This window comes from Paenibacillus sp. 7516 (genome assembly GCF_002272715.1).
Lineage (GTDB): Bacteria > Bacillota > Bacilli > Paenibacillales > Paenibacillaceae > Paenibacillus > Paenibacillus illinoisensis_A.
In genome coordinates this window covers 1-21,759 of record NZ_NPBI01000010.1, presented here as the reverse complement: position 1 = coordinate 21,759, position 21,759 = coordinate 1, and the positions used below count along the sequence as shown (strand labels likewise).

Sequence of the window (21,759 nt, the reverse complement as noted above, 5' to 3'; positions counted from 1 at the left end):
TGAAAATGAGGATGAACAAGCCTATTCGCTTGTTCATCGACGTGTGAAGCTTTGATTTCGACTCTTAGTGTTTGAAATGGCGAACGCCTGTGAAGACCATGGCAATACCATACTCGTTCGCTACTTTAATGGACTCTTCATCCTTAATGGAACCGCCTGGTTGGATAACAGCTGTAATTCCAGCCTTAGCTGCCAGTTCCAGTGTATCGCCCATCGGGAAGAATGCATCCGATGCGAGAATAGCACCCTTTGCTTGCTCGCCAGCTTGTTCAATGGCAATCTTGGCTGCACCAACGCGGTTCATTTGTCCAGCGCCCACACCTACGGTCATGTCATTCGCTGCAAGCACGATCGCATTGGATTTCACGTGCTTAACGACTTTCCAGCCAAAGAGGAGCTGTTTCAATTCTTCTTCGGAAGGTGCACGATCTGTAACAACTTTCAGTTCACTCGCTTCAATAGAATGCACATCGCTCTGTTGTACGATCATGCCGCCGTCGATAGAGGTCACCGCGAATTGGCTCGCCCGGTCACGAGCTGCATTCAACTCACCCGTTTTGAGCAAACGGATGTTTTTCTTCTTCGTCAGGATATCCAGTGCCTCTTGCGTGAAATCAGGAGCCAGCACGATTTCCAGGAAAATCTCGCTCAGTTTGGCAGCTGTGTCGCTGTCGATTATGCGGTTCGCTGCCACAATGCCACCGAAGATGGAAGTTGGATCCGCAGCATATGCTTTGCTGTAGGCTTCATAGATGCTTTCACCAATGCCCACGCCGCAAGGGTTCATGTGCTTAACAGCTACAACAGCAGGCTCTACAAATTCCTTAACGATCTGCAATGCTGCATTTGCATCGTTGATGTTATTGTAAGACAACTCTTTGCCGTGCAATTGCTCGGCTGTTGTCAATGTATCTTGAGCAGCAAGCGGTTTACGATAGAATGCCGCTTGTTGATGCGGATTTTCGCCGTAGCGCAAATCCTGAATTTTTTCGTAAGTCACCGTCAAACGCTCTGGCAGTGGATCACCATTCAGGTTGGAGAGATAATCAGAGATAACTGCATCGTAAGCCGCCGTATGACGGAAAACTTTTGCCGCAAGCCGTTTGCGTGTTTCCAGCGTGGTATCCCCACTGCTGCGAACTTCCTCCAGCACTTTGTCATAGTCTGCCGTGTCGACAACAACACTAACAAAAGCATGGTTCTTGGCTGCAGAACGAAGCATGGTAGGACCACCGATATCGATGTTCTCAATCGCATCTTCATAGGTTACATCCGGCTTCGCAATGGTGTCCTGGAATGGGTACAGGTTTACGACAACCAGGTCGATATAATCCAGTCCATTCTCTTCCATCTGGCGTTTATGATCTTCACTGTCACGTACAGCCAGCAAACCGCCATGAACGGCTGGATGCAGCGTTTTGACACGTCCGTCCATAATTTCCGGGAATCCGGTCACATCCGAGATCCCGATCACAGGTACGCCTTCCTTCGACAACAGGCTGCTTGTACCTCCTGTCGAAATAATCTCCACTCCCATTTGCGACAGCTCGCGGCAAAAGTCCACGATGCCTGTTTTATCCCACACACTGACCAAAGCTCTTTTGATACTCACAATATGCTCCTCCTTTAATGTCCCATGGCCCCGCGTTTCATGACGAAACACAGCCGATTTATTTCCCGAGAAATATCACAAAATGCGTACCAATTTTCGACTCTACCATATAAGTTAAATGAATGATTGTACACTGGACCACTACGAGGTCAGAACAAACTTCTGATCGCTGTTAATATGCAAACGTAGTCCAACTTATATCAATCCGGTTTCAGCACCGTAACCTGACGGCCCTCCAGCTGAACCAATCCTTGAGCAAACCAGGAAACGACCTCCGGATACAGCTGCTGTTCCGCCGCGTGAATGGAACGGCTGATCGATTCTGCCGTATCCTCAGGCAGAATCGGCACCGGATGCTGGGCAATAATAGGCCCGGTATCCATGCCTCCATCCACGAAGTGAACGGTTACCCCGGTAATTTTCACGCCGTACTCCAGTGCCTGTCCGATTGCATCCTTACCTGCAAATGCGGGCAGCAAGGACGGATGGATGTTAATCAGCCGTCCGGCATACCGATCCACTACGACCGAAGTCAGCAATCTCATGTATCCAGCAAGAACAACCAAGTCAATGTTTTTGGATTCGAGCACTTCCACGATCTCAGCCTCGTAGGCCTCGCGGGATTCGTAATTTTTCGGAGTGAACAGATGACAATCGATATCTGCATCCTTGGCCCGCTGCACAACGCGTGCAGCAGGTTTATCACACACCAGCAAGTCTACGGACGCATCCAATCCTCCGTTTTTCGCTGCATCCACCAATGCCTGAAAGTTCGACCCTTCACCAGAGGCAAATACGGCAATCCGGTAGTTCGCCATTAAACATCCGCTCCCGTGAAGGTTACTCGCGCATCTCCTTCAGTCACACGTCCAATGATGTACGCTTCTTCACCAGAAGCTTTCAGCTGTTCCAGAGCTTCGTTTGCGTCTGCTTCGTTCACGACAAGCACAAGTCCGATCCCCATGTTAAACGTGGTGAACATATCCCGGTTCGAGACAGACCCTTTTTGCTGCAGCAGGTTGAAGATTGGCAGGATCGGCCATGAACCGTAATCAATATCTACATTGACGCTGCTCGGCAGCATCCGTGGGATATTCTCGATAAAGCCACCACCCGTAATGTGTGCCATGCCTTTGACGTTGACCTTTTCCAGGAGGGACAGAAGTGGTTTTACATAGATTTTTGTCGGCTCCAGCAGTGCATCACCCAACTTGCCGCCCAGTTCAGATACTTCCTCCTGCAGATCGAGCCCTGCTTCCTCCAGCAAAAGTCTGCGGACCAGAGAGAATCCATTGCTGTGTACACCACTGGAAGCCAGTCCAATTACCGTGTCCCCTGGAGAGATGGTCGTGCCGTTGATAATTTTGGCTTTATCCACGATTCCCACGGTAAATCCGGCAATATCGTATTCCCCTTCGCTGTACATGCCCGGCATTTCTGCCGTTTCTCCGCCAATCAGCGCACATCCGGACTGGTGACATCCTTCAGCGATACCAGCAACGATGGCTTCGATCTTCTCAGGGATGACTTTGTCACATGCCAGGTAGTCGAGGAAAAAGAGCGGCTCCGCACCCTGCACCACAATGTCGTTCACACACATGGCCACAGCGTCGATTCCAATGGTATCGTGACGGTCCATGGCAAACGCGATTTTCAGCTTGGTTCCTACACCGTCAGTGCCGGAAACGAGCACCGGCTCATCATATTTGTCTTTGTTCAAACCGAATAGGGCTCCGAATCCGCCCAGATCTGTCATCACTTCCGGACGGAAGGTACGCTTCACGTGTTTTTTCATCCGTTCAACCGCTTCATTACCTGCCGCGATATCGACGCCGGCCTTTTTATATGCTTCTGACACTACCATCGCACCCTTCGTATCTTGTATAAATTGAACTAAAGATATTTAAACCACCGTAACACTCCAATGACAGAATAACCTTCCAATCGCTGTTATCCCCAGATTTTTTGATTCCCTTTTTTCAAAGGGAAAATCCGGTGATAAAGGTGAAGCCTATGCTTCCGATGCAGCTTTCTATGAGAAAGCTTTTAGCTTCGCTTCTTCAGTTTTTTTCTGTCCTCTCCGTTTTTGTGTAAATGGATAGTCCAATTTATTGATTTTTGCTCATATCTAAAAGATGATTCTGCACCAACTCAAATCCAGCTACACCCATTGTAATGTACTGACTGTACTCTTCTGGTGGAACCATTCGAATGAATTCGTCACCGTTGTATACCCCACCGGCGCACTGGAATACTTGCAGTTCTTTTTTCGCCGGAGTCAGCGGGATGTTACCAACATTGCTCCATGTCCCATCTTTCAGCAGCTTGGGTGACGTGAAGATCACGCTGCTCTTGCGTTTACCATAAGAATAGACAAGGAATTCGCCGTCTTCCAAACTTACAGTTTCGTCACGCTGAATGCTCATCACGCCGAACGAAAATGCCTTTTTGAAGCGACCTCGCAGCGCACATACAATCTGACACACGGCAAACCGTCCATCATGCATCGGAATCAGAAAAATATCGCCCTCATTATAGCTTTTTCTACCCATAAGCCTATCTCCTAACAGCTGCAGCCGAATTTCTCTTCGCCACCGAAGTCAAGGTTGGTTGGATAATCATTATCGAAGCAAGCGAGGCAGAGCCCGCCTTTGTAATCATCCTGATTATCTCCCTGGATTGATGCAATCAGTCCATCGGGACTCAGGAACGCCAGAGAGTCCGCATTGATCTCACGACAGATCTCTTCCACTGACAAAGATGAAGCAATAAGTTCACGGCTGTCAGGCGTATCGATTCCATAGAAACACGGGTTTTTGAACGGAGGCGACGTTATGCGTACATGCACCTCGGTTGCTCCGGCATCACGCAGCATGTTCACGATCCGGCGGGAAGTCGTCCCCCGGACGATGGAATCATCAATCATGACAACGCGCTTGCCTTCTACGACGCGGCGCACCGCGCTCAGCTTCATTTTCACGCCCTGTTCACGCAATTCCTGACTAGGCTGGATAAACGTACGTCCGGTGTATTTGTTCTTGATCATGCCCATTTCATACGGAATACCGGTTTGCTCAGCGTATCCAATTGCCGCGGAAATACTGGAGTCCGGTACACCTGTTACCAGATCGGCATCTACGAAAGACTCAATCGCCATACGTCCACCCATCCGCTTCCGGGCAGCATGCTGGTTGGCACCGTTCATGTCACTGTCCGGACGGGCAAAATAAATATATTCCATTGCACACAGTGCCTTGCGGTGTTTGTGATGATCGAAGCGATCCTCGTGCAGACCATCTGCGTCAAGCACCAGCAGTTCACCAGGTTCAATATCGCGAATCAATTCTGCGCCGATCGTTTCCAGTGCACACGTCTCGGATGCGAAGAGATATGCATCTCCGAGCTTGCCCATCGTCAGCGGACGCAGACCGTGCGGATCGGAAGCCACGAGCAGCTTGTCGTTGGTCATGATCAGAAATGCATAACCACCCACAATCCGCTGGAATGCATCTTTTGCTGCTTCAACCAAACCCTTCGATGAACGTGCAATCAAATGCGCAATAACTTCCGTATCGCTAGTTGTCTGAAAGATCGACCCGCTCTGCTCCAGCTCACGGCGAATCGTTGGTGCATTCACGATATTCCCGTTCGTGGCAACGGCCAGATCCCCATCACGATACTTGAAAACGAGGGGTTGTGCATTGGTCAGTTTACTGTCGCCGCTCGTGGAATACCGAACATGACCGATGGAAATGTCACCAGACAAGGTCTGCATCAGGTCTTTGGTGAAGACTTCTTTCACCAGACCCATACCACGATGGTAGTTAAACTGGGTACCATCACTCACACACATGCCTGCACTTTCTTCGCCCCGATGTTGAAGCGCATGCAGTCCATAATAGGAGAGCGAAGCAGCATCAGGGTGTCTGAACACCCCGAATACGCCACATTCTTCCTTCAGTTTATCGAGTCCTTCCTTACCGGACCCTTCGTTATAATAATCGCCTGTCCACCACTGTCCTGTCGTCAGTTCATGAGACATGGAATCGCATCCTCCCAGACCTGAGCCAAACCTCCTACGGGTTCGTTCACGGCTGATGTTCCGTTCAATTCGATCGTCAAGTTGCTTCCTTCCACACGTCCAATAACAGCTACGGGTACACCGCGCTCACGTACAAATGCTTCAAGTTTGCCTGCTTGCTCCGGCGAAGCGGACAGCAGAATGCGGGATTGGCTCTCACTGAAGAGTGCATGATCCGCACGCAGTGCAGTTTCCACATTCACCTGTGCACCCACGTTGCCGCTGATGCAGGACTCAGCCAAAGCTACAGCCAAACCGCCCTCAGACAAGTCATGTGCCGAGCGAACAAGTCCAGATTGGATAGCTTCCAGCACGGTGCTGAGCAGCGCCTTCTCCGTGTTCAGATCAAGCTGCGGCGGACGGCCTTCCGTTTTGCCATGAACCGCATATTGCAGCTCGCTGCCGCCCAGCTCCGCTTTGGTCTCGCCGAGGAGGATGATCACATCGCCTTCGGATTTGAATCCCTGTGTCGTGATATGATCCGTATCATGAACGAGACCTACCATACCGACTACTGGCGTTGGATAGATTGAGCCTTTGGCGTTTTCGTTATAAAGACTCACGTTACCACCAATAACCGGCGTATCCAGCACGCGGCAAGCTTCCGCCATACCGTCTACGGCTTTTTCCATCTGCCAGAAAATGTCCGGCTTCTCCGGGTTACCGAAGTTCAGGTTGTCCGTAATCGCCAGTGGCTCCGCACCGGAACATACAATGTTACGAGCAGCTTCACTAACTGCAATGCGGCCACCCACTTCAGGATCCAGATATACATAACGTCCGTTACAGTCCGTTGTCATCGCCAGACCTTTGCGTGTTCCGCGAATCGTTACCACGGCAGCATCCGAACCCGGACGAACGGCTGTACTTGTACGAACCATGTAGTCGTATTGATCGTAAACCCACTTTTTACTTGCTACCGTTGGCGAAGCCAATACCTGTTTCAACGCACCGCCGAGATCCGACACTTCATCGTAACGCAGCGTGTCAATTGAAGCGCTTTGCTCGTAGTAAGCCGGTACAGAAGATGGCTTGTTGTACACCGGACACTCATCAACCAATGCCGTCACCGGCATGTCCCCAACCACTTCGCCGTGGTGGTACAGCTTCAGACGTCCATCATCAGTAACTTTACCGACTTTCGCACAGATTACGCCCCAACGTTCAAAGATCTCCATCGCTTGGGCTTCATCCTTCGGCTCAACCACGAACAGCATCCGTTCCTGAGACTCGGACAGCATCATCTCATAAGGGGTCATGCCTTCTTCGCGCTGTGGTACCTGATCGAGATACAGTTCCAGACCATTACCAGCTTTACTTGCCATCTCCGCACTGGAGCAAGTCAGACCAGCCGCACCCATATCCTGGATACCAAGTACGATGCCAGTGTCGATCAGCTCAAGGCAGGACTCCATAACGAGTTTTTCCATGAACGGGTCACCGACTTGAACCGCTGTCTTCTTGGATTCGGATTCTTCTGTCAGTTCTACCGATGCAAACGTTGCACCGTGAATTCCATCGCGGCCCGTTGGAGGACCAACATAGTACACTGGATTTCCTACGCCTTTGGCTACACCGCGTTGAATTTTGTCATGATCGATCAAGCCTACGCACATGGCATTAACGAGTGGATTACCTTCATAACTTTCGTCGAACATCACTTCACCGGCTACTGTTGGAATCCCGATACAGTTACCATATCCAGCAATACCAGATACGACATGTTCGAACAGGTATTTCACGCGATCGCTCTCCAATTTCCCGAAACGAAGCGAGTTTAGCAGGGCTACCGGTCTTGCACCCATGGAGAAAATATCACGAATGATACCGCCCACGCCTGTTGCTGCCCCTTGATAAGGTTCTACAGCGGAAGGGTGGTTATGGCTTTCAATTTTGAAAACAACAGCCTGGTTGTCGCCAATGTCAACGATCCCGGCACCTTCACCCGGCCCCATCAGGACACGCGGTCCACTGGTTGGGAAACGGCGCAGCAGCGGCTTGGAGTTTTTGTATGCACAGTGCTCGGACCACATCACGCTAAATACACCGATTTCCGTGTAGTTCGGCTTGCGTCCCATGAATTCACAGATCAGCTCATACTCGCTGTCCGACACGCCCATTTGTGCGTAAAGTTTATGTTCTGCGACCTGTTCTGCCGTCGGTTCCTTAGCGGATAGCTGCTGCGTCATGTCGATCCCTCCATGCTTTCAAAATAGATGTAAACATACGTTTGCCGTCTTCCGAGCCCAGCAGTGAATCCACCGCGCGCTCCGGATGCGGCATCATGCCGACCACGTTTCCACCCTCATTACAGATTCCTGCGATATCGCCCAGGGAACCGTTCGGGTTGCTGCCGTACGTAAATACGATCTGGTTGTTCGCCTGCAAACTCGCGAGCGTCTCCTCATCGCAGTAATAGTTGCCTTCACCGTGAGCAATCGGGATGATAATCTCTTCCCCAGGTGCATAGTCACGTGTAAATGGTGTATCTGCATTGGTTACTTTCAGTACCGTATCGTGACAACGGAATTTCAGTGACATATTGCGAATCAACGCGCCCGGAAGCAATCCGGCTTCAGTCAGAATCTGGAATCCGTTGCAGATTCCAAGAATATATTTGCCTTGTTCAGCAGCTTTGGCTACCTCATTCATTACAGGTGCGAAGCGGGAAATCGCCCCACAACGCAAGTAGTCTCCATAGGAGAAACCACCGGGAACCAGAATACAGTCATACGCCGAAAGATCCGTTGCCGTGTGCCATACATAATCAACCTCTTGCCCAATGGCATCTTCCACTGCCTTGTAACAGTCAATGTCGCAGTTGGAGCCAGGAAACACAAGAACTGCAAATTTCATGGGATTAACCCTCCAATTCGTAGCGGTAATCTTCAACAACGGTGTTGGCCAGCAGCTTCTCGCACATCACAGTCAAACGTTTTTCCGCTTCTGCGCGATCAGTTGTATCCAGGTTCAGTTCCATGACTTTACCGATCCGTACACTTTCCACTTCATTGAATCCCATCGAGTGCAGGGCACCTTGAACGGCTACTCCTTGCGGGTCGAGTACGCTTTGCTTAATAGTGACATAGACGGTTGCTTTGATCATGATCCATGTTCCTCCTCAGTAATGAACGGGATAAATGCTTTATGCTGTTAAAAAAGTGGTTTGGGAGCTTGCTCCGGGGCGGATTGTTCTTGCGGTCGCTGTTGTCCCCGGGTTTTTCTGAATTGTTTTGGCCCGCTCTGCGGTCAAAACCCGGGGACAAAGGCGAGCAATTCGTTCCTTCACGAACAACTCCGCCCCTCCGCTTGTCCATGCGACGTTTTTTGAAAGGCCTAAATCTTTTACGTTGTAAGGTGGGTAATGATCAAGCCTGACCATTACGTTTAAATAATAAATGGTCTATAAAATACTTTAGTAATCAAAGAATTTAATTCTCGTAATTTTTCAGGCTTCCTACCTGTGGGAAGCCTCCGCACTTAATTACCTCATCTCCCAGTTTGATACTGGCGGAGGGAAAGATTGAGCTGGAGAAGCGGAGCGTTCGCCTTTGCAACCGGAATGTTTCCTTTTGAAAAAAAATTCCAATCAATACATTCCAGGGGCAAGAGCGATTGAAAGCCAAACTTTCCCGTAGCATACCTCAAACGTCCCTTACTCAAACTTTCCCGCAGCTCACCTCAAAATTTCCATTTATTATTTCGTTAAACGGTTATAGATGTCGACGTATCTTGCCGTTGTTGCCTCCACCACCGCTTGTGGCAGCGGGTCAGGCTTACTGTTTTTGTCCCAATCTGTTCCTGCCAGATAGGTGCGCACCGGCTCTTTGTCCATGCTGTCGATCTCGATGTCTAGTGCGTAGTTCTCCTTCGCCCAGAACCGTGATGCATCCGGGGTGAAGATTTCGTCAATCAGGATGACCTTGCCATCGACGATACCGAACTCGAATTTGCAATCTGCGAGAATAATGCCACGCTGGTCACAGTAATCCCGAGCGAATTCATACAGACGCAGGCTTTTTTCCTGAAGCTCGCTAGCCAGCTCATCGCCAACCAGTTCTTTCATGCGATCCATCGGGATGTCTTCATCATGACCCACATCATTTTTGGCTGCCGGGGTGAAAATGGGGCTTTCGAGTTTGGCGTTTTTGCGAAGTCCTTCCGGCAGTTTGATGCCGTTCACCTCTCCGCTATTCTCATATTGTCTCCATCCGCCCCCGGTAATGTATCCGCGTACGACACATTCGATATCGATGCGTTCGGCTTTGCGTGTCACCATAATGCGATCTTTCAGAAGCTCCGGGTCCACAATGAGATCACCGAGCCGGTTGACGTCCGTATGAACCACGTGGTTGTCCATCATGTCGCTCGTCAGTTCAAACCAGAAGCTGCTGAGTTTATTCAGCACATTGCCCTTCTCGGGCACCGCTGGGTCCAGCACGTAGTCAAAAGCTGAAATCCGGTCCGTAACCACGATCAGAAAATGTTCCCCCAGATCGTACAATTCACGTACTTTTCCTTTGTATAACAGAGGAGCTTTAACGAGATCTGCCGCTGTGGACAGTGCCATGGAGGCTCACCTTCTTTCAGGAGATATAAGGCTACAGACAGAACCGCTATGGAGCACACTCCACTCCGATAACAGAACAATCTTTCGATCGCTGTTATCCCCGGATTTTTTTGATCCACTTTATTCAAAGTAAAAATCCGGGGATAAAGGCGAGCGCTTCGCTTCTACAGATTTGCTCTGTCCTCTCCGTTCCTTGCTGGTCCATCATTCTGCTCTCTAGCCTTATTGGAGTTAATTAGTTGGTCAAACCAAGTTTCTTGAAGATGGTATCGACATGCTTCAGGTGCCAGGATGGGTTGAATGCATCTTCGATTTCTTCATCGCTCAGCACCTCGGTGATTTCCGGTGTGGCTTTCACGATATCCTTGAACTGGCGCTGTTCTTCCCATGCCTGCATGGCACGTGGTTGAACGGTATCATATGCCTGTTCACGGCTGAAGCCTTTATCGATCAGCTTCGTCAGTACGCGTCCAGAGAATGGAACACCGAAGGTACGCTCCATGTTGCGTTTCATGTTCTCAGGGAACACTGTCAGGTTTTTCACGATGTTGCCGAAACGGTTCAGCATGTAGTTCAGCAGCATTGTTGCATCCGGGAGGATGACACGCTCTACGGAAGAGTGTGAGATATCGCGCTCATGCCATAGTGTTACGTTTTCGTATGCCGACACCATATGTCCGCGGATGACGCGGGACAGACCGGAGATATTTTCGCTACCAATCGGATTACGTTTGTGCGGCATGGCGGAAGATCCTTTTTGACCTTTGGCAAACGCTTCTTCCACTTCACGGAATTCACTCTTTTGCAATGCACGAACTTCTGTAGCGAACTTGTCCAGTGAGGTTGCGATCAATGCCAGGGTAGCCATGTATTCCGCATGACGGTCACGCTGCAGGGTTTGTGTGGAGATCGGCGCAGGCTTCGTGCCCAGCTTCTCGCAGACAAACTCTTCAACAAACGGATCGATGTTCGCGTAAGTTCCTACCGCACCGGAGATTTTACCGTACTGCACGTTGTCTGCCGCATGGCGGAAACGCTCCAGATTCCGTTTCATCTCTTCATGCCACAGTGCCATTTTCAAACCAAAGGTTGTTGGCTCGGCATGCACCCCGTGTGTGCGACCCATCATTGGCGTATGCTGATAAGCGAGGGCCTTCTCACGCAGGATCTCGATAAAATTCACGATATCGCGTTCCAGAATTTCATTGGCCTGGCGCAGTACGTACCCCAGAGCCGTATCTACCACATCCGTGGATGTCAGTCCGTAATGCACCCATTTGCGTTCTGCACCCAGACTCTCGGATACCGTGCGTGTAAAAGCAATAACGTCGTGGCGCGTTTCCTGTTCGATTTCATAGATGCGATCGATATCAAAAGAAGCGTTTTGACGAAGCAATGCTGCTTCTTCCTTAGGAATAACTCCGAGTTCCGCCCAAGCTTCACACGCACAAATTTCAACTTCCAGCCAGGACTTGAATTTGTTTTCCTCTGTCCAGATGGCTCTCATTTCGGGTCTGCTATAACGTTCGATCATGAATTTGTATTCCTCCAGATATTAGTTTGTTCGATCCATTGCAATCCTTCTTCTACGTCCTGACAGAGCAGATTGACATGCCCCATTTTCCGTCCCGTTTTCGCTTCGGTTTTGCCATATATGTGAAGCTTGGGAATAACACCGAGTTCCATTGCTTCTGCATCAGGTTGACCCGTTCTGGCGATAATTCCTTCCAGATGTTCTCCAAGCACATTGACCATAACAACCGGACTTAACAGTGTAGTGTCTCCTAATGGCAGCCCGCAGATGGCACGAATGTGCTGCTCAAACTGTGACGTCGCACAGGCTTCCATCGTGTAATGACCGGAATTATGAGGTCTTGGAGCCAGTTCGTTCACATACAATCTTCCGTCCGCTGCCACAAACAGTTCCACCGCCAGCAATCCAACAGCCTGCATGGATTCGGCCACAGCCGCTGCAAGCTTCTGGGCTTCAATCTGTATGTCCGTAGCCACTCTGGCCGGTACAATCGAGGCATGCAGAATGTTGTTCACATGAATGTTCTCCGCTGGCGGGAATGTCTTGATCTCTCCACTCGTGCTTCGGGCAACGACGACGGAGATTTCGCAGTCAAATTTGATAAATTGCTCCAGCACCAGTTCCGCTCCGGTCGCTGCAAGCTCTTCGTAAGCCGGTATAGCCTGGCTCACTTCGCGAATAACTCGCTGGCCTTTACCATCGTATCCTCCAGTTACCGTCTTCAAAACACATGGTACACCAAGCTCGCTTACGGCCGCTTGCATCGTATCCTTACTTGTAATCTCCCGATAAGGCGCTACTCTTACTCCCGCAGCTTCAATGGCTCGTTTCTCACGCAACCGATGCTGGGTTGTATACAACAATGTACTTCCTTGCGGCACATAGGATTCACGTTCCAGCAAGCCCGCAACACCTGCATCCACATTTTCAAACTCATACGTAATCACATCACACTGACGGGCGAGTTCAAGCGCTGCGGCTTCATCGTCATATCCGGCCTCAATCTGGCGGGCAACCTGTCCACAAGGCGAATCTGTCGCCGGATCAAGCGTGACAAAGCGGTACCCCATCGCTGTCCCGGCAAGCGTCAGCATTCGTCCAAGCTGTCCGCCCCCGAGAACGCCAATGGTTGTTTTTCCTGGGAGCAGCACACGTCCAGCCATACCGGAAAGATTCAGTTCAGTTTTACTCATAGCTCATCACTGCTTTCGAGTACTTCACGTTTGATCCGCTCTCTGCGGGCTTCGCAGCGATTGCGGACATCCTCATCGAATGCACCGATCATCTGGGCCGCAAGCAGCCCTGCATTGGTAGCACCCGCCTTGCCAATCGCTACCGTTGCGACAGGAATGCCGCCTGGCATCTGAACAATGGATAATAGGGAATCGAGACCATTCAGTGCCTTGGACTGCACAGGTACGCCGATTACCGGCAGCATCGTTTTGGAAGCAACCATGCCAGGGAGATGTGCTGCTCCGCCTGCACCTGCAATGATAACCTTGAATCCGCGCTCAGTAGCCTGCTCGGCATATTCAAACATCAGATCCGGTGTGCGATGCGCGGATACAACCTTTTTCTCATACCCGATCTCCAGTTCGTCCAGCACCTCACACGCATGCTTCATCGTTTCCCAATCCGACTTGCTGCCCATAATTACAGCGACCTGCACTGACATGAATACATCCAACTCCCGTCTGAGCTTATTTTGATAACAACCACTCTTGCCATACGCGTTCCCTTTTGAAACAAAAAAATCCGCTACCCGCGAAAACATCACATTTTCTCCGGACACCGGACTCCAAGAAATACGTATCCCTCATTTGGGCATGCCAAAAGGGGCTTGCTGTCCGCATCCATATTCATGCGACTCTCAGCCGTATCTCCTCGTAGTCCGGAAATTTACGGTCTCCGGGTAGAGACTTCCGGGCCTTATCCCCGGCGTTATACGAGCAAATATCTATTCAATCCAAGGGACTCATTTCGGTCAACCTTGGTACATCTTTCGTTCCTACTCGACCTTATTCTCACGTGATCGACACATCTAACATTCTAACAATCCCCTACAGCTAATGTCAACTTAAAGACGAACATTTAACATATTGACAAATGTAATGTTCGTGATTAAGGCATTTCTTTTGGACTCCATATCCATTTCATCCCATAAAAGAAAGCCGACTTCTCTTCAATGGAATGAAGACAGCCGGCTCACTGCATATTTGTAGCTTACAAATTATTGCATTATTTAACGATCAATACAGGAATTTGAGCATGCTGCACCACGTTGTGGCTGACACTGCCCAAGACGAATTCACGAATGCCGCCTAGTCCACGACTTCCGATGACGATAACATCCGATCCATTTTCCTTAGCATAATCAAGGAGCACTTCAGCTGCGGCCCCCTGAATCAGATCTACGTTTGCCGTAACTCCTGCAGCTTTGAGTCGTTCTTTCGCTTCATCCGTTGTTTGCACAGCTAGATTGTAGTAATCGTTATTCAGAGATGGCGGCAGCGGTGCGAGTCCTTCTCCAATAAATACGCGCGGGAAATCAAAGGCATGAATGACATCAATGACTGAATCCGGAGAAACCTTTGCCAGTTCAATGGCACGATCCAGTGCCTTGTTTGAAGCTTTTGATCCATCATAAGCTACTAAAATTTTGGAGAATAACATGTAAATCCCGTCCCTTCCTTATATGTAGAAACTCCGAAGCTGGAAGCTTCGGTCTGACATAAAACTAAATCCAGCACCATGTAACCCTATAAACGTTCTTCATGCGATATGAACCATTTGCCTTGTTTTACAGCGTCGCCACCCCTAGATTCTATTTCAGAAAATAACCATAGATTACGGCATTCAGAAATAGCAGAAGTGGAATACCGATGGTAAAGCTCGGATGTTTGGTTTTGTGCCTTTTCCGGTACATTGCAATCCAAACTCCAAGTGCCCCTCCGATAAACGCCAGCAGGAATAACGTTCGTTCAGGTGTACGGTCACGGCGTCGCTGTGCCCGCTTTTTGTCATCTGACATTACCAGATAACCTACCACGTTAATAAATAAAAACCACAATATGAGTCCGGTTTGCATATAATTCTAGCGGTCCCCCTATCCCGGGACATCTCCCTGTTCCTCCATTATAGTCCTCGGCAGGGACATGATCAACGCGAGAAGGGAGCCGCATAGTTGTTTTATGGAATCATCCGTTCCGGGTAGAACCTAAGACTCCTGTTTCGGAATACCGTTCAGGCTGGGAACTCTTTTGCCCGCCTTGGCTGGACGTGCTCCGATGCTTTCTTCCCGGATGCTGTCCTTATTCTGCTGGTTATGAATTTTCTCTGGTTTGTTATGTGGCATCTGTGTCACCTCCTTGGCTTACGTTGCCTGAAAAGGAGGGATCTTATACGACACCATGCGAAGCGGTTGATTAAGCATGACCTCACCAGTATCCATTCAACATGTACCAAACTCTTTCAGGGGCACTAGTCCCCTTTTTTCTCCATAGCTGCTTTCAACAAATCTCCAAGATTGGATCCGATGGATTCCTGCTTGGCATACTGTTTGACCAGCTTTTGCTGTTCACGCTTGTTGACGTGCTGTTTATCTTTATCCAGTGCTTCCGTGATCCCGCAAGGCAGACACTGCACATAGAGGCCAGCTTTGCCTTCTTTCATTTCCATCTTCTTGTGACACTGTGGACAACGACGGTTGGATAACCGCTTTTCTGCCGAGCGACGATAGCCACAATCCTCTGTGGGACATACGAGAAACTTGCCGCGTTTCCCTTTCTTCTCGAGCAGACGCGCATTACAATCCGGGCAGTGGCTGTTGGACACGTTATGCGGTTTATACTCTGCCTTGCTTCCTTTTACAGTGGACACCAGTTCTTTAGCCATCGAACGTATGCCTTCCAGGAAAGGACCTGGTTTCCCTTGTCCACGAGCAATCCGTTCGAGTTCAGCTTCCCAACGTGCCGTGAGTTCAGGTGTACGGAGCTGCGGAGCAGCCAGCTCAATCAATTGCTTCCCTTTACCTGTAGGATGCATGCTGTTGCCTTGACGGTCGATGGTATCCGAGCTGACCAATTTCTCGATAATATCTGCACGCGTAGCCGGGGTACCGAGTCCGTGCTTCTCCATTTGCGCGAGCAATGCAGCCTCCGTGTACCGTTTAGGTGGCATGGTTCTTCCACTTTTAATATGACAACGCTGAACGGTAACCGACTGACCTTGCTGAACGTCTGGCAGAAGAGTGCGGCCATTGTCTGCTTCCTCATCTGTTCGCTCATCATCTTCGTCACTATAGTCGCCGCCGTATACTTCACGCCAGCCACTGTCTTTTACCGTTGTACCTTTAACATGGAAGGAATCTTCACCCACTTGCACAGTAATCGCTACTGAATCGTATCTGGCAGCTGGATAGAACAAACTGATAAACCGGCGTACGATCAAATCATACAGTTTGCGTTCCTCCGGATTCAGCTGATTCAGCAGCACCGTCTGTTCTGTCGGAATAATCGCATGATGGTCCGTTACCTTGCTGTCATCCACAATTCGTTTGGTGATATTCAGATTTTTCCGAAGCAACGGACGCGCCAACGATGCATAAGGTCCAACAGCTACACTATCCAGTCTTTCTTTCAGCGTACCTGTCATGTCCGATGTCAGGTAACGGCTATCCGTACGCGGATATGTAACCAGCTTATGCTGCTCATATAGACGCTGGAGGACATTGGAAGTCTGCTTGGCTGAAAAGCCATACTTGCGGTTGGCATCACGCTGCAGCTCCGTCAAGTCATAGGCCAAAGGATGCGGCTCAACTTTTTCGCTCTTTTTGACCTGAGCAATGGTCCCCTTACGTCCATCCACTCGTTTTTTCAATGCCTGGGTATCCTGAGCATCAAAGATGCGTGAATCCCCACCTGAGGCCCGCCACACGGCTTGAAAATCCCCAAAATCTGCAGTTAATGTCTCATACTCCTGTGACCGAAAACCATTGATTTCATTTTCCCTGTCCATGATCATGCCCAGGGTTGGCGTCTGTACCCGTCCTGCAGACAACTGAGCATTAAATCGAACGGTCAGCGCTCGTGTCACATTAAGCCCAATCATCCAGTCCGCTTCTGCACGACAGCGTGCCGATTCATAGAGACGGTCAAACTGACTCCCTGGCTTCAGCGAAGCAAATCCTTCTTTGATTGCCTTATCCGTCTGAGAAGAAATCCACAGTCGTTTGAAGGGCTTCTTCCACTGCGCCATTTGCATGATCCAACGGGCAAGCAGTTCTCCCTCCCGGGCGGCATCCGTCGCGATGACCAGTTCACCAACATCTTGGCGTTTCATAAGCTGCTGTACGGCTTTATATTGATGACTCGTCTCTCTTAGCACCTTCAGCTTCGCCCGCTCCGGCAGAATCGGCAGATCTTCAAGATTCCAGGTGGCGTACTTCTTGTCGTAATCTTCAGGTTCCGCCAGCCCTACCAGATGCCCAAGTGCCCACGTTACAATATATTTAGGACCTTCCAAATAACTCTTATGTTTATCACGCGCTCCCATAACTCTGGCAATTTCACGTGCCACAGATGGTTTCTCAGCGAGTACCAATGTTTTCACTTCGTATCTCTTCCTTTCTTCATACACCTTGTAACCTACATTCCTATCCTTTCATTATATCATTTCATACCAATCGTTTCTTGGCATATCCCAGGTGAACGATTAACCTGATAAATTACTGCCCTTGATCAAATGTCAGATAATATAACACAATTGTGAACACTTAAATTTACTTTTGGAATGAAAATAAGAGCATCTGAAAGAAATAACCATCTCAATACAGCTTGTATACGTTTTTTTGGATAAATATGAGTGTTGTAAGAATACCTAACATGTTATTAGAATGTGACAAAAGCATATATAGCCGTTTCATCACACACATCATTGCGACAGAAGGGAGCGTGGATGCATGACTTATCATGGATCTGTATTGAAAAAAAGTGGGGCTCTGTTACTGACAGGAGCAGTAATGGTTACAACTTGGGGAGGAGCTTCCGTACCGCTGGCGTCAGCTGGACCAGCAACACCATCAAGCAAAACAACGGTCGCAGCAACAGCTGCAGGGAAGGCACCTGCCACATCTGCCGCATTTATTAAAGCCATGGAAGAAGCAGCGACACTTGCAGGTGTGCCTTTTTCAATGGACGAGCTCTCCGGCAAAACCGTTCAGCGTAAGGATGCTGCTCTAGCACTTCAAACCTGGTTGAAGCTGGAGTCCACCACAGAGTCGTTCAAGGATGTACCGGATCAATCCAGCTATGCAGGTGCCATCGGTGCCCTGAATGCTGCAGGGTTGATGAAAGGATATACCGATTCCCTCTTTCTACCTAACGCTGTCCTGACGGAAAATGATGTCGCCATATTGAAAGACCGCATTTATAACTACATAAAACCGTTTGTTCTGGAGGAAGCAACAATTACGGATCTCCAGGCTGCAATGACGCAAGGAAAGCTTACATCTAAAGAATTGGTTCAAATGTATCTGGATCGGATTGAAAAATACGATGATCAGGGAGTTAGCATAAATTCCATACTCACCGTAAACCCGGAAGCACTTGATATTGCCCAGGCTTTGGACGAAGAACGTGCAGCCAAAGGCGCACGCGGACCACTTCACGGGATTCCGGTTCTTGTGAAGGATAACTTCGATACGAATGATATGCCTACCACTGCCGGTTGTATCTGTCTGAAGGATTCCGTGCCTGCCCAAGACGCTGAGCAAGTGAAAAAGCTCAAAGAAGCAGGTGCCATTATCCTCGGTAAAACAAATCTGCATGAATTTGCATTTGGCATTACTACATCCAGTTCATTGGGTGGACAAACCCTGAACCCTTATGCACTGGATCACTATCCTGGCGGTTCCAGCGGCGGAACAGGGGCAGCGATTGCCTCCAACTTTGCTGCAGCAGGCATGGGTACAGATACTGGTGGCTCGATCCGTATTCCATCCAGCTTCAACAGCCTTGTCGGAATTCGTCCAACGATTGGACTATCCAGCCGTGAAGGGATTATCCCGCTTGCTCTGACTCAAGATGTAGGCGGCCCTATGGCTCGTACAGTTAGTGACGCTGCGATCATGCTGGACGCTACAGCCGGTTATGACAAGGACGATGTGGCTACAGCCTATGCTGTAGGCAAAATCCCTTCCAGTTACACTGATTTCCTGGACGTGAATGGCCTTAAAGGCGCGCGTATTGGTGTAGCAACTGAACTGATTCCAAGCACCAAAGCAGAAGAGAAAGCCGTTGCTGATGTCATCAACAATGCAGTGGAAGAATTGAAATCTCTGGGTGCAACTGCTGTACCCATTAGCATTCCGAATCTGGACGAAATCAACAAATACCCGAGCTTGAGCGGATATGAATTCAAATTCCAGCTCAACGACTATCTGGAATCACTTGGTGAAGATGCTCCATTCCACAGTCTGTCGGAGATCATCGCTTCAGGTGAATTTGATAAAACACAGGAACAATCCATGAAGGCACGCGATGCACGGGAAACGCTCGAGACAACCGAGTACAAAGACATCGTATTGAAACGTACTCAAATCACGCGCGAAGCCCTTCTAAAAGTGATGGCTGACAATAACCTGGATGCCATTGTTTATCCTACTTCCACCCAGGCTGCAGCCGTAATTGGAGAAGGGCAGAACTCCGGCGGGAATAACCGACTAAGCCCATTCTCCGGGTTCCCGGCTATCACCGTACCTGCCGGCTTCACTACAGAGGGTCTACCTGTAGGCATTGAATTCCTGGGCCGTGCCTTTGATGAAGGAACATTGATTAAACTTGCATATAGTTATGAGCAAGGAACCCACCACCGCCAAGCTCCTAAACTTACGCCGTAACTCCTTTATTGAATTTAAAAAGCTTAATGAACAAAAAGTACACTTCGCCTCCACATCGGAGGAAAGTGTACTTTCTTTATTATCCTAGTAAGACAAACTGTCTTATCTGCTTAATCTCAACTTCTACGCTTACTTCATTGAATCAGCGTCTGGAACACTCCATTCCAACACAAGGCCAGCATAAGTTAAGCCACCACCGAAACCGAATAAGGCAAGACGCTGACCCTGCTTCACTTTCCCTTCATCAACAGCCAGCTGAATGGCCAGAGGTATGGATGCAGCCGATGTGTTTCCACGGTACTCCATGCTGGTTAGCGTGCGTTCCAACGGTACAGGACCGCGCTCGCAGACAGCTTCAATCATTCTCATATTCGCGCTGTGCGGTACAAACCAGTCGATCTGCTCCGCCTGCAAGCCTGAGCTAGCGATAAGTTTCGGCAATTGCTCCGGTATCAGCCGTACAGCCCATTTGTATACTTCCCTGCCGTTTTGCACAAGGCGTCCGTCACCTTGAAGGGGCACCCCGTTCATCTCGGAGGAAAGCCCACTGCTATAAACATGTAAGCCACCATCACCCTGAGTTCCGGAAAGTGCTGCAAGAGTACTGCCTTGCCCTTCGGTTCGTTCCAACAGAAACGCTCCTGCTCCATCGCCAAACAAAATACAGGTCGTACGATCGGTATAGTCTGTAATTTTGGATAATGTCTCTGCCCCGATCACGAGCACTTTGCGATACATGCCACTTGTGATCATGCTATCGGCCAGCTGCAACCCATAGACAAAGCCTGCGCATGCCGCGCTCAAATCCAGTGCTCCCGTCTGAGCAATGTTCAGACGGGCCTGTACTCTGGAGGCTGTACTGGGAAATGCATACTCCGGCGTGCTTGTTGCTACGAGGATCATATCCACATCATGAACGTCAACTCCGTACCGCCGAATCATGTCTTCCACAGCCTTAACCGCCAGATCAGAAACGAACTGATCCTCTGCGGCAATTCTCCGCTCCCTCATCCCTGTTCGTTGCACGATCCATTCATCGTTCGTTTCGACCAACTTTTCCAAATCCGCGTTATTTAGAATGCGCTCCGGCACATAGGTTCCGAATGCAGTAATACTGGCTTTTGATTGCATCATAGCGTCAGTCACCTCGTTTTGTTTTTTATTATTATAGCACTAAGTCTTAGTACTTGGTACTAATTATTGATAATTTTTTTATTGTTTTCTCTGTTGATACATAAAACACACCCTCTGGTCCAATTCTTCTCACACTTGGTGTGTAGATCATATGAAGAAGAATAACCATATTCGGCTTAGTATGAAGAATGCCTTAATTATAGCCATTCTCTATAGAATCTTCGTAAGGAAAGATGGAAAATAGACAAATCAATTCATATTACTGATAGACAATTGACAAAGATGGGGGATTACATAATGGAAAGAGAAATAAACATCCTTGCAATTTCAGGAAGCCTACGGAAACAATCCACAAACACCATGCTAATGCATGCCATGATGGCACTTGCCCCTACTACTTTAAAATTTCAGGTATATGATCAGTTGAATGATCTTCCACACTTCAATCCTGATCTTGATGTAGATGATGGTCCAGTTTCCGTTCAACACTTCAGATCGCAATTAAAGCAAGCAGACGGTGTCCTAATCTGTACACCTGAGTATGGAAATGGAATTCCCGGTGTTTTAAAAAATGCTTTAGATTGGATTGTATCTTCCGGAGAATGGGTGAATAAGCCAACAGTGGTCATAGCAGCATCCCCCAGTCCGTTAGGCGGTAATCAAGCCCATACATCCATATTGCTGACTTTAAACATGATTAATGCCCTTATCCTGGATGATGCCTCATTTACAATTCCTCATATTACGATGAAAATCAACAAACAAGGTACGATCATTGATCCTGATACCAACAAAGCATTACAAGATTCACTATTACGCTTAGCAGAAGCATATCCCAACTGAATGAATGAACTAACAAGTTTTACAAAAAAAACAAAAACAGCCCGATAGTGACTATCGGGCTGTTAAGATTATAATTTGCTACCTTTAT

General features: G+C 48.9%; 19 protein-coding genes and 1 riboswitch. Of the genes, 2 read left to right on the top strand and 17 right to left on the bottom strand.

Features of this window, described 5'->3' with window-relative positions:
* Positions 1-64 precede the first annotated feature (64 nt).
* The 16 genes from purH to CHI14_RS10810 form a co-directional block, all read right to left on the bottom strand.
* Positions 65-1,612, bottom strand: coding sequence for a bifunctional phosphoribosylaminoimidazolecarboxamide formyltransferase/IMP cyclohydrolase (gene purH / locus CHI14_RS10880; RefSeq protein ID WP_095288463.1), 1,548 nt, complete (start codon positions 1,610-1,612; stop codon positions 65-67).
* Between the two features lie 200 nt (positions 1,613-1,812).
* Complete coding sequence (purN, locus tag CHI14_RS10875; RefSeq protein WP_095288462.1) at positions 1,813-2,430, bottom strand: phosphoribosylglycinamide formyltransferase; 618 nt, start codon at positions 2,428-2,430, stop codon at positions 1,813-1,815.
* Entirely contained in the window at positions 2,430-3,470 is a 1,041-nt protein-coding gene (purM, locus tag CHI14_RS10870; protein ID WP_095288461.1) for a phosphoribosylformylglycinamidine cyclo-ligase, read from the bottom strand. The genes purN and purM overlap by 1 nt, the downstream gene beginning before the upstream one ends.
* Before the next feature lie 250 nt (positions 3,471-3,720).
* Positions 3,721-4,164, bottom strand: coding sequence for an immunity 26/phosphotriesterase HocA family protein (locus tag CHI14_RS10865; protein ID WP_095288460.1), 444 nt, complete (start codon positions 4,162-4,164; stop codon positions 3,721-3,723).
* An 11-nt stretch (positions 4,165-4,175) separates the two neighbouring features.
* On the bottom strand, positions 4,176-5,654 hold the full coding sequence (gene purF, locus CHI14_RS10860) for an amidophosphoribosyltransferase (RefSeq protein WP_095288459.1): 1,479 nt from the start codon (positions 5,652-5,654) through the stop codon (positions 4,176-4,178).
* A complete protein-coding gene (gene purL, locus CHI14_RS10855; protein ID WP_095288458.1) occupies positions 5,639-7,882 on the bottom strand; it encodes a phosphoribosylformylglycinamidine synthase subunit PurL in 2,244 nt (747 codons plus the stop codon). Before purL ends, purF begins: the two co-directional genes overlap by 16 nt.
* Positions 7,860-8,549: a phosphoribosylformylglycinamidine synthase subunit PurQ gene (gene purQ / locus CHI14_RS10850; protein WP_095288457.1), complete on the bottom strand. Its 690-nt coding sequence runs from the start codon at positions 8,547-8,549 to the stop codon at positions 7,860-7,862. Before purQ ends, purL begins: the two co-directional genes overlap by 23 nt.
* 4 nt (positions 8,550-8,553) lie before the next feature.
* Positions 8,554-8,799 (bottom strand): phosphoribosylformylglycinamidine synthase subunit PurS, encoded by a 246-nt coding sequence (gene purS / locus CHI14_RS10845; protein ID WP_090904903.1) that lies wholly within the window; start codon positions 8,797-8,799, stop codon positions 8,554-8,556.
* Positions 8,800-9,390: 591 nt separating this feature from the next.
* Entirely contained in the window at positions 9,391-10,263 is an 873-nt protein-coding gene (locus tag CHI14_RS10840) for a phosphoribosylaminoimidazolesuccinocarboxamide synthase (RefSeq protein ID WP_095288456.1), read from the bottom strand.
* A 235-nt stretch (positions 10,264-10,498) separates the two neighbouring features.
* The gene (gene purB / locus CHI14_RS10835; RefSeq protein ID WP_095288455.1) at positions 10,499-11,797 is read right to left on the bottom strand and encodes an adenylosuccinate lyase; all 1,299 of its coding nucleotides are present in this window, start codon (positions 11,795-11,797) and stop codon (positions 10,499-10,501) included.
* The gene (gene purK / locus CHI14_RS10830; RefSeq protein WP_095288454.1) at positions 11,794-12,990 is read right to left on the bottom strand and encodes a 5-(carboxyamino)imidazole ribonucleotide synthase; all 1,197 of its coding nucleotides are present in this window, start codon (positions 12,988-12,990) and stop codon (positions 11,794-11,796) included. The genes purB and purK overlap by 4 nt, the downstream gene beginning before the upstream one ends.
* Positions 12,987-13,472 (bottom strand): 5-(carboxyamino)imidazole ribonucleotide mutase, encoded by a 486-nt coding sequence (gene purE, locus CHI14_RS10825; protein WP_095288499.1) that lies wholly within the window; start codon positions 13,470-13,472, stop codon positions 12,987-12,989. Before purE ends, purK begins: the two co-directional genes overlap by 4 nt.
* Positions 13,473-13,664: 192 nt before the next feature.
* Positions 13,665-13,766: riboswitch (purine riboswitch) on the bottom strand.
* A 269-nt stretch (positions 13,767-14,035) separates the two neighbouring features.
* Positions 14,036-14,470: a universal stress protein gene (locus CHI14_RS10820; RefSeq protein WP_095288453.1), complete on the bottom strand. Its 435-nt coding sequence runs from the start codon at positions 14,468-14,470 to the stop codon at positions 14,036-14,038.
* A gap of 151 nt (positions 14,471-14,621) precedes the next feature.
* Complete coding sequence (locus CHI14_RS10815) at positions 14,622-14,885, bottom strand: DUF1294 domain-containing protein (protein ID WP_095288452.1); 264 nt, start codon at positions 14,883-14,885, stop codon at positions 14,622-14,624.
* Positions 14,886-15,014: 129 nt separating this feature from the next.
* Positions 15,015-15,152 (bottom strand): hypothetical protein, encoded by a 138-nt coding sequence (locus CHI14_RS29960; protein ID WP_170948088.1) that lies wholly within the window; start codon positions 15,150-15,152, stop codon positions 15,015-15,017.
* Between the two features lie 125 nt (positions 15,153-15,277).
* On the bottom strand, positions 15,278-17,407 hold the full coding sequence (locus CHI14_RS10810; protein WP_095288451.1) for a DNA topoisomerase III: 2,130 nt from the start codon (positions 17,405-17,407) through the stop codon (positions 15,278-15,280).
* Between the two features lie 349 nt (positions 17,408-17,756).
* Here CHI14_RS10810 and CHI14_RS10805 point away from each other — a divergent pair, with 349 nt between their 5' ends.
* On the top strand, positions 17,757-19,694 hold the full coding sequence (locus CHI14_RS10805; RefSeq protein WP_095288450.1) for an amidase family protein: 1,938 nt from the start codon (positions 17,757-17,759) through the stop codon (positions 19,692-19,694).
* 129 nt (positions 19,695-19,823) lie between these two features.
* Here the strand turns inward: CHI14_RS10805 and CHI14_RS10800 are convergent, their stop codons facing one another.
* Complete coding sequence (locus tag CHI14_RS10800) at positions 19,824-20,828, bottom strand: ketoacyl-ACP synthase III (protein WP_095288449.1); 1,005 nt, start codon at positions 20,826-20,828, stop codon at positions 19,824-19,826.
* 297 nt (positions 20,829-21,125) lie between these two features.
* Here CHI14_RS10800 and CHI14_RS10795 point away from each other — a divergent pair, with 297 nt between their 5' ends.
* Complete coding sequence (locus tag CHI14_RS10795) at positions 21,126-21,671, top strand: NADPH-dependent FMN reductase (protein ID WP_095288448.1); 546 nt, start codon at positions 21,126-21,128, stop codon at positions 21,669-21,671.
* Positions 21,672-21,759 lie beyond the last annotated feature (88 nt).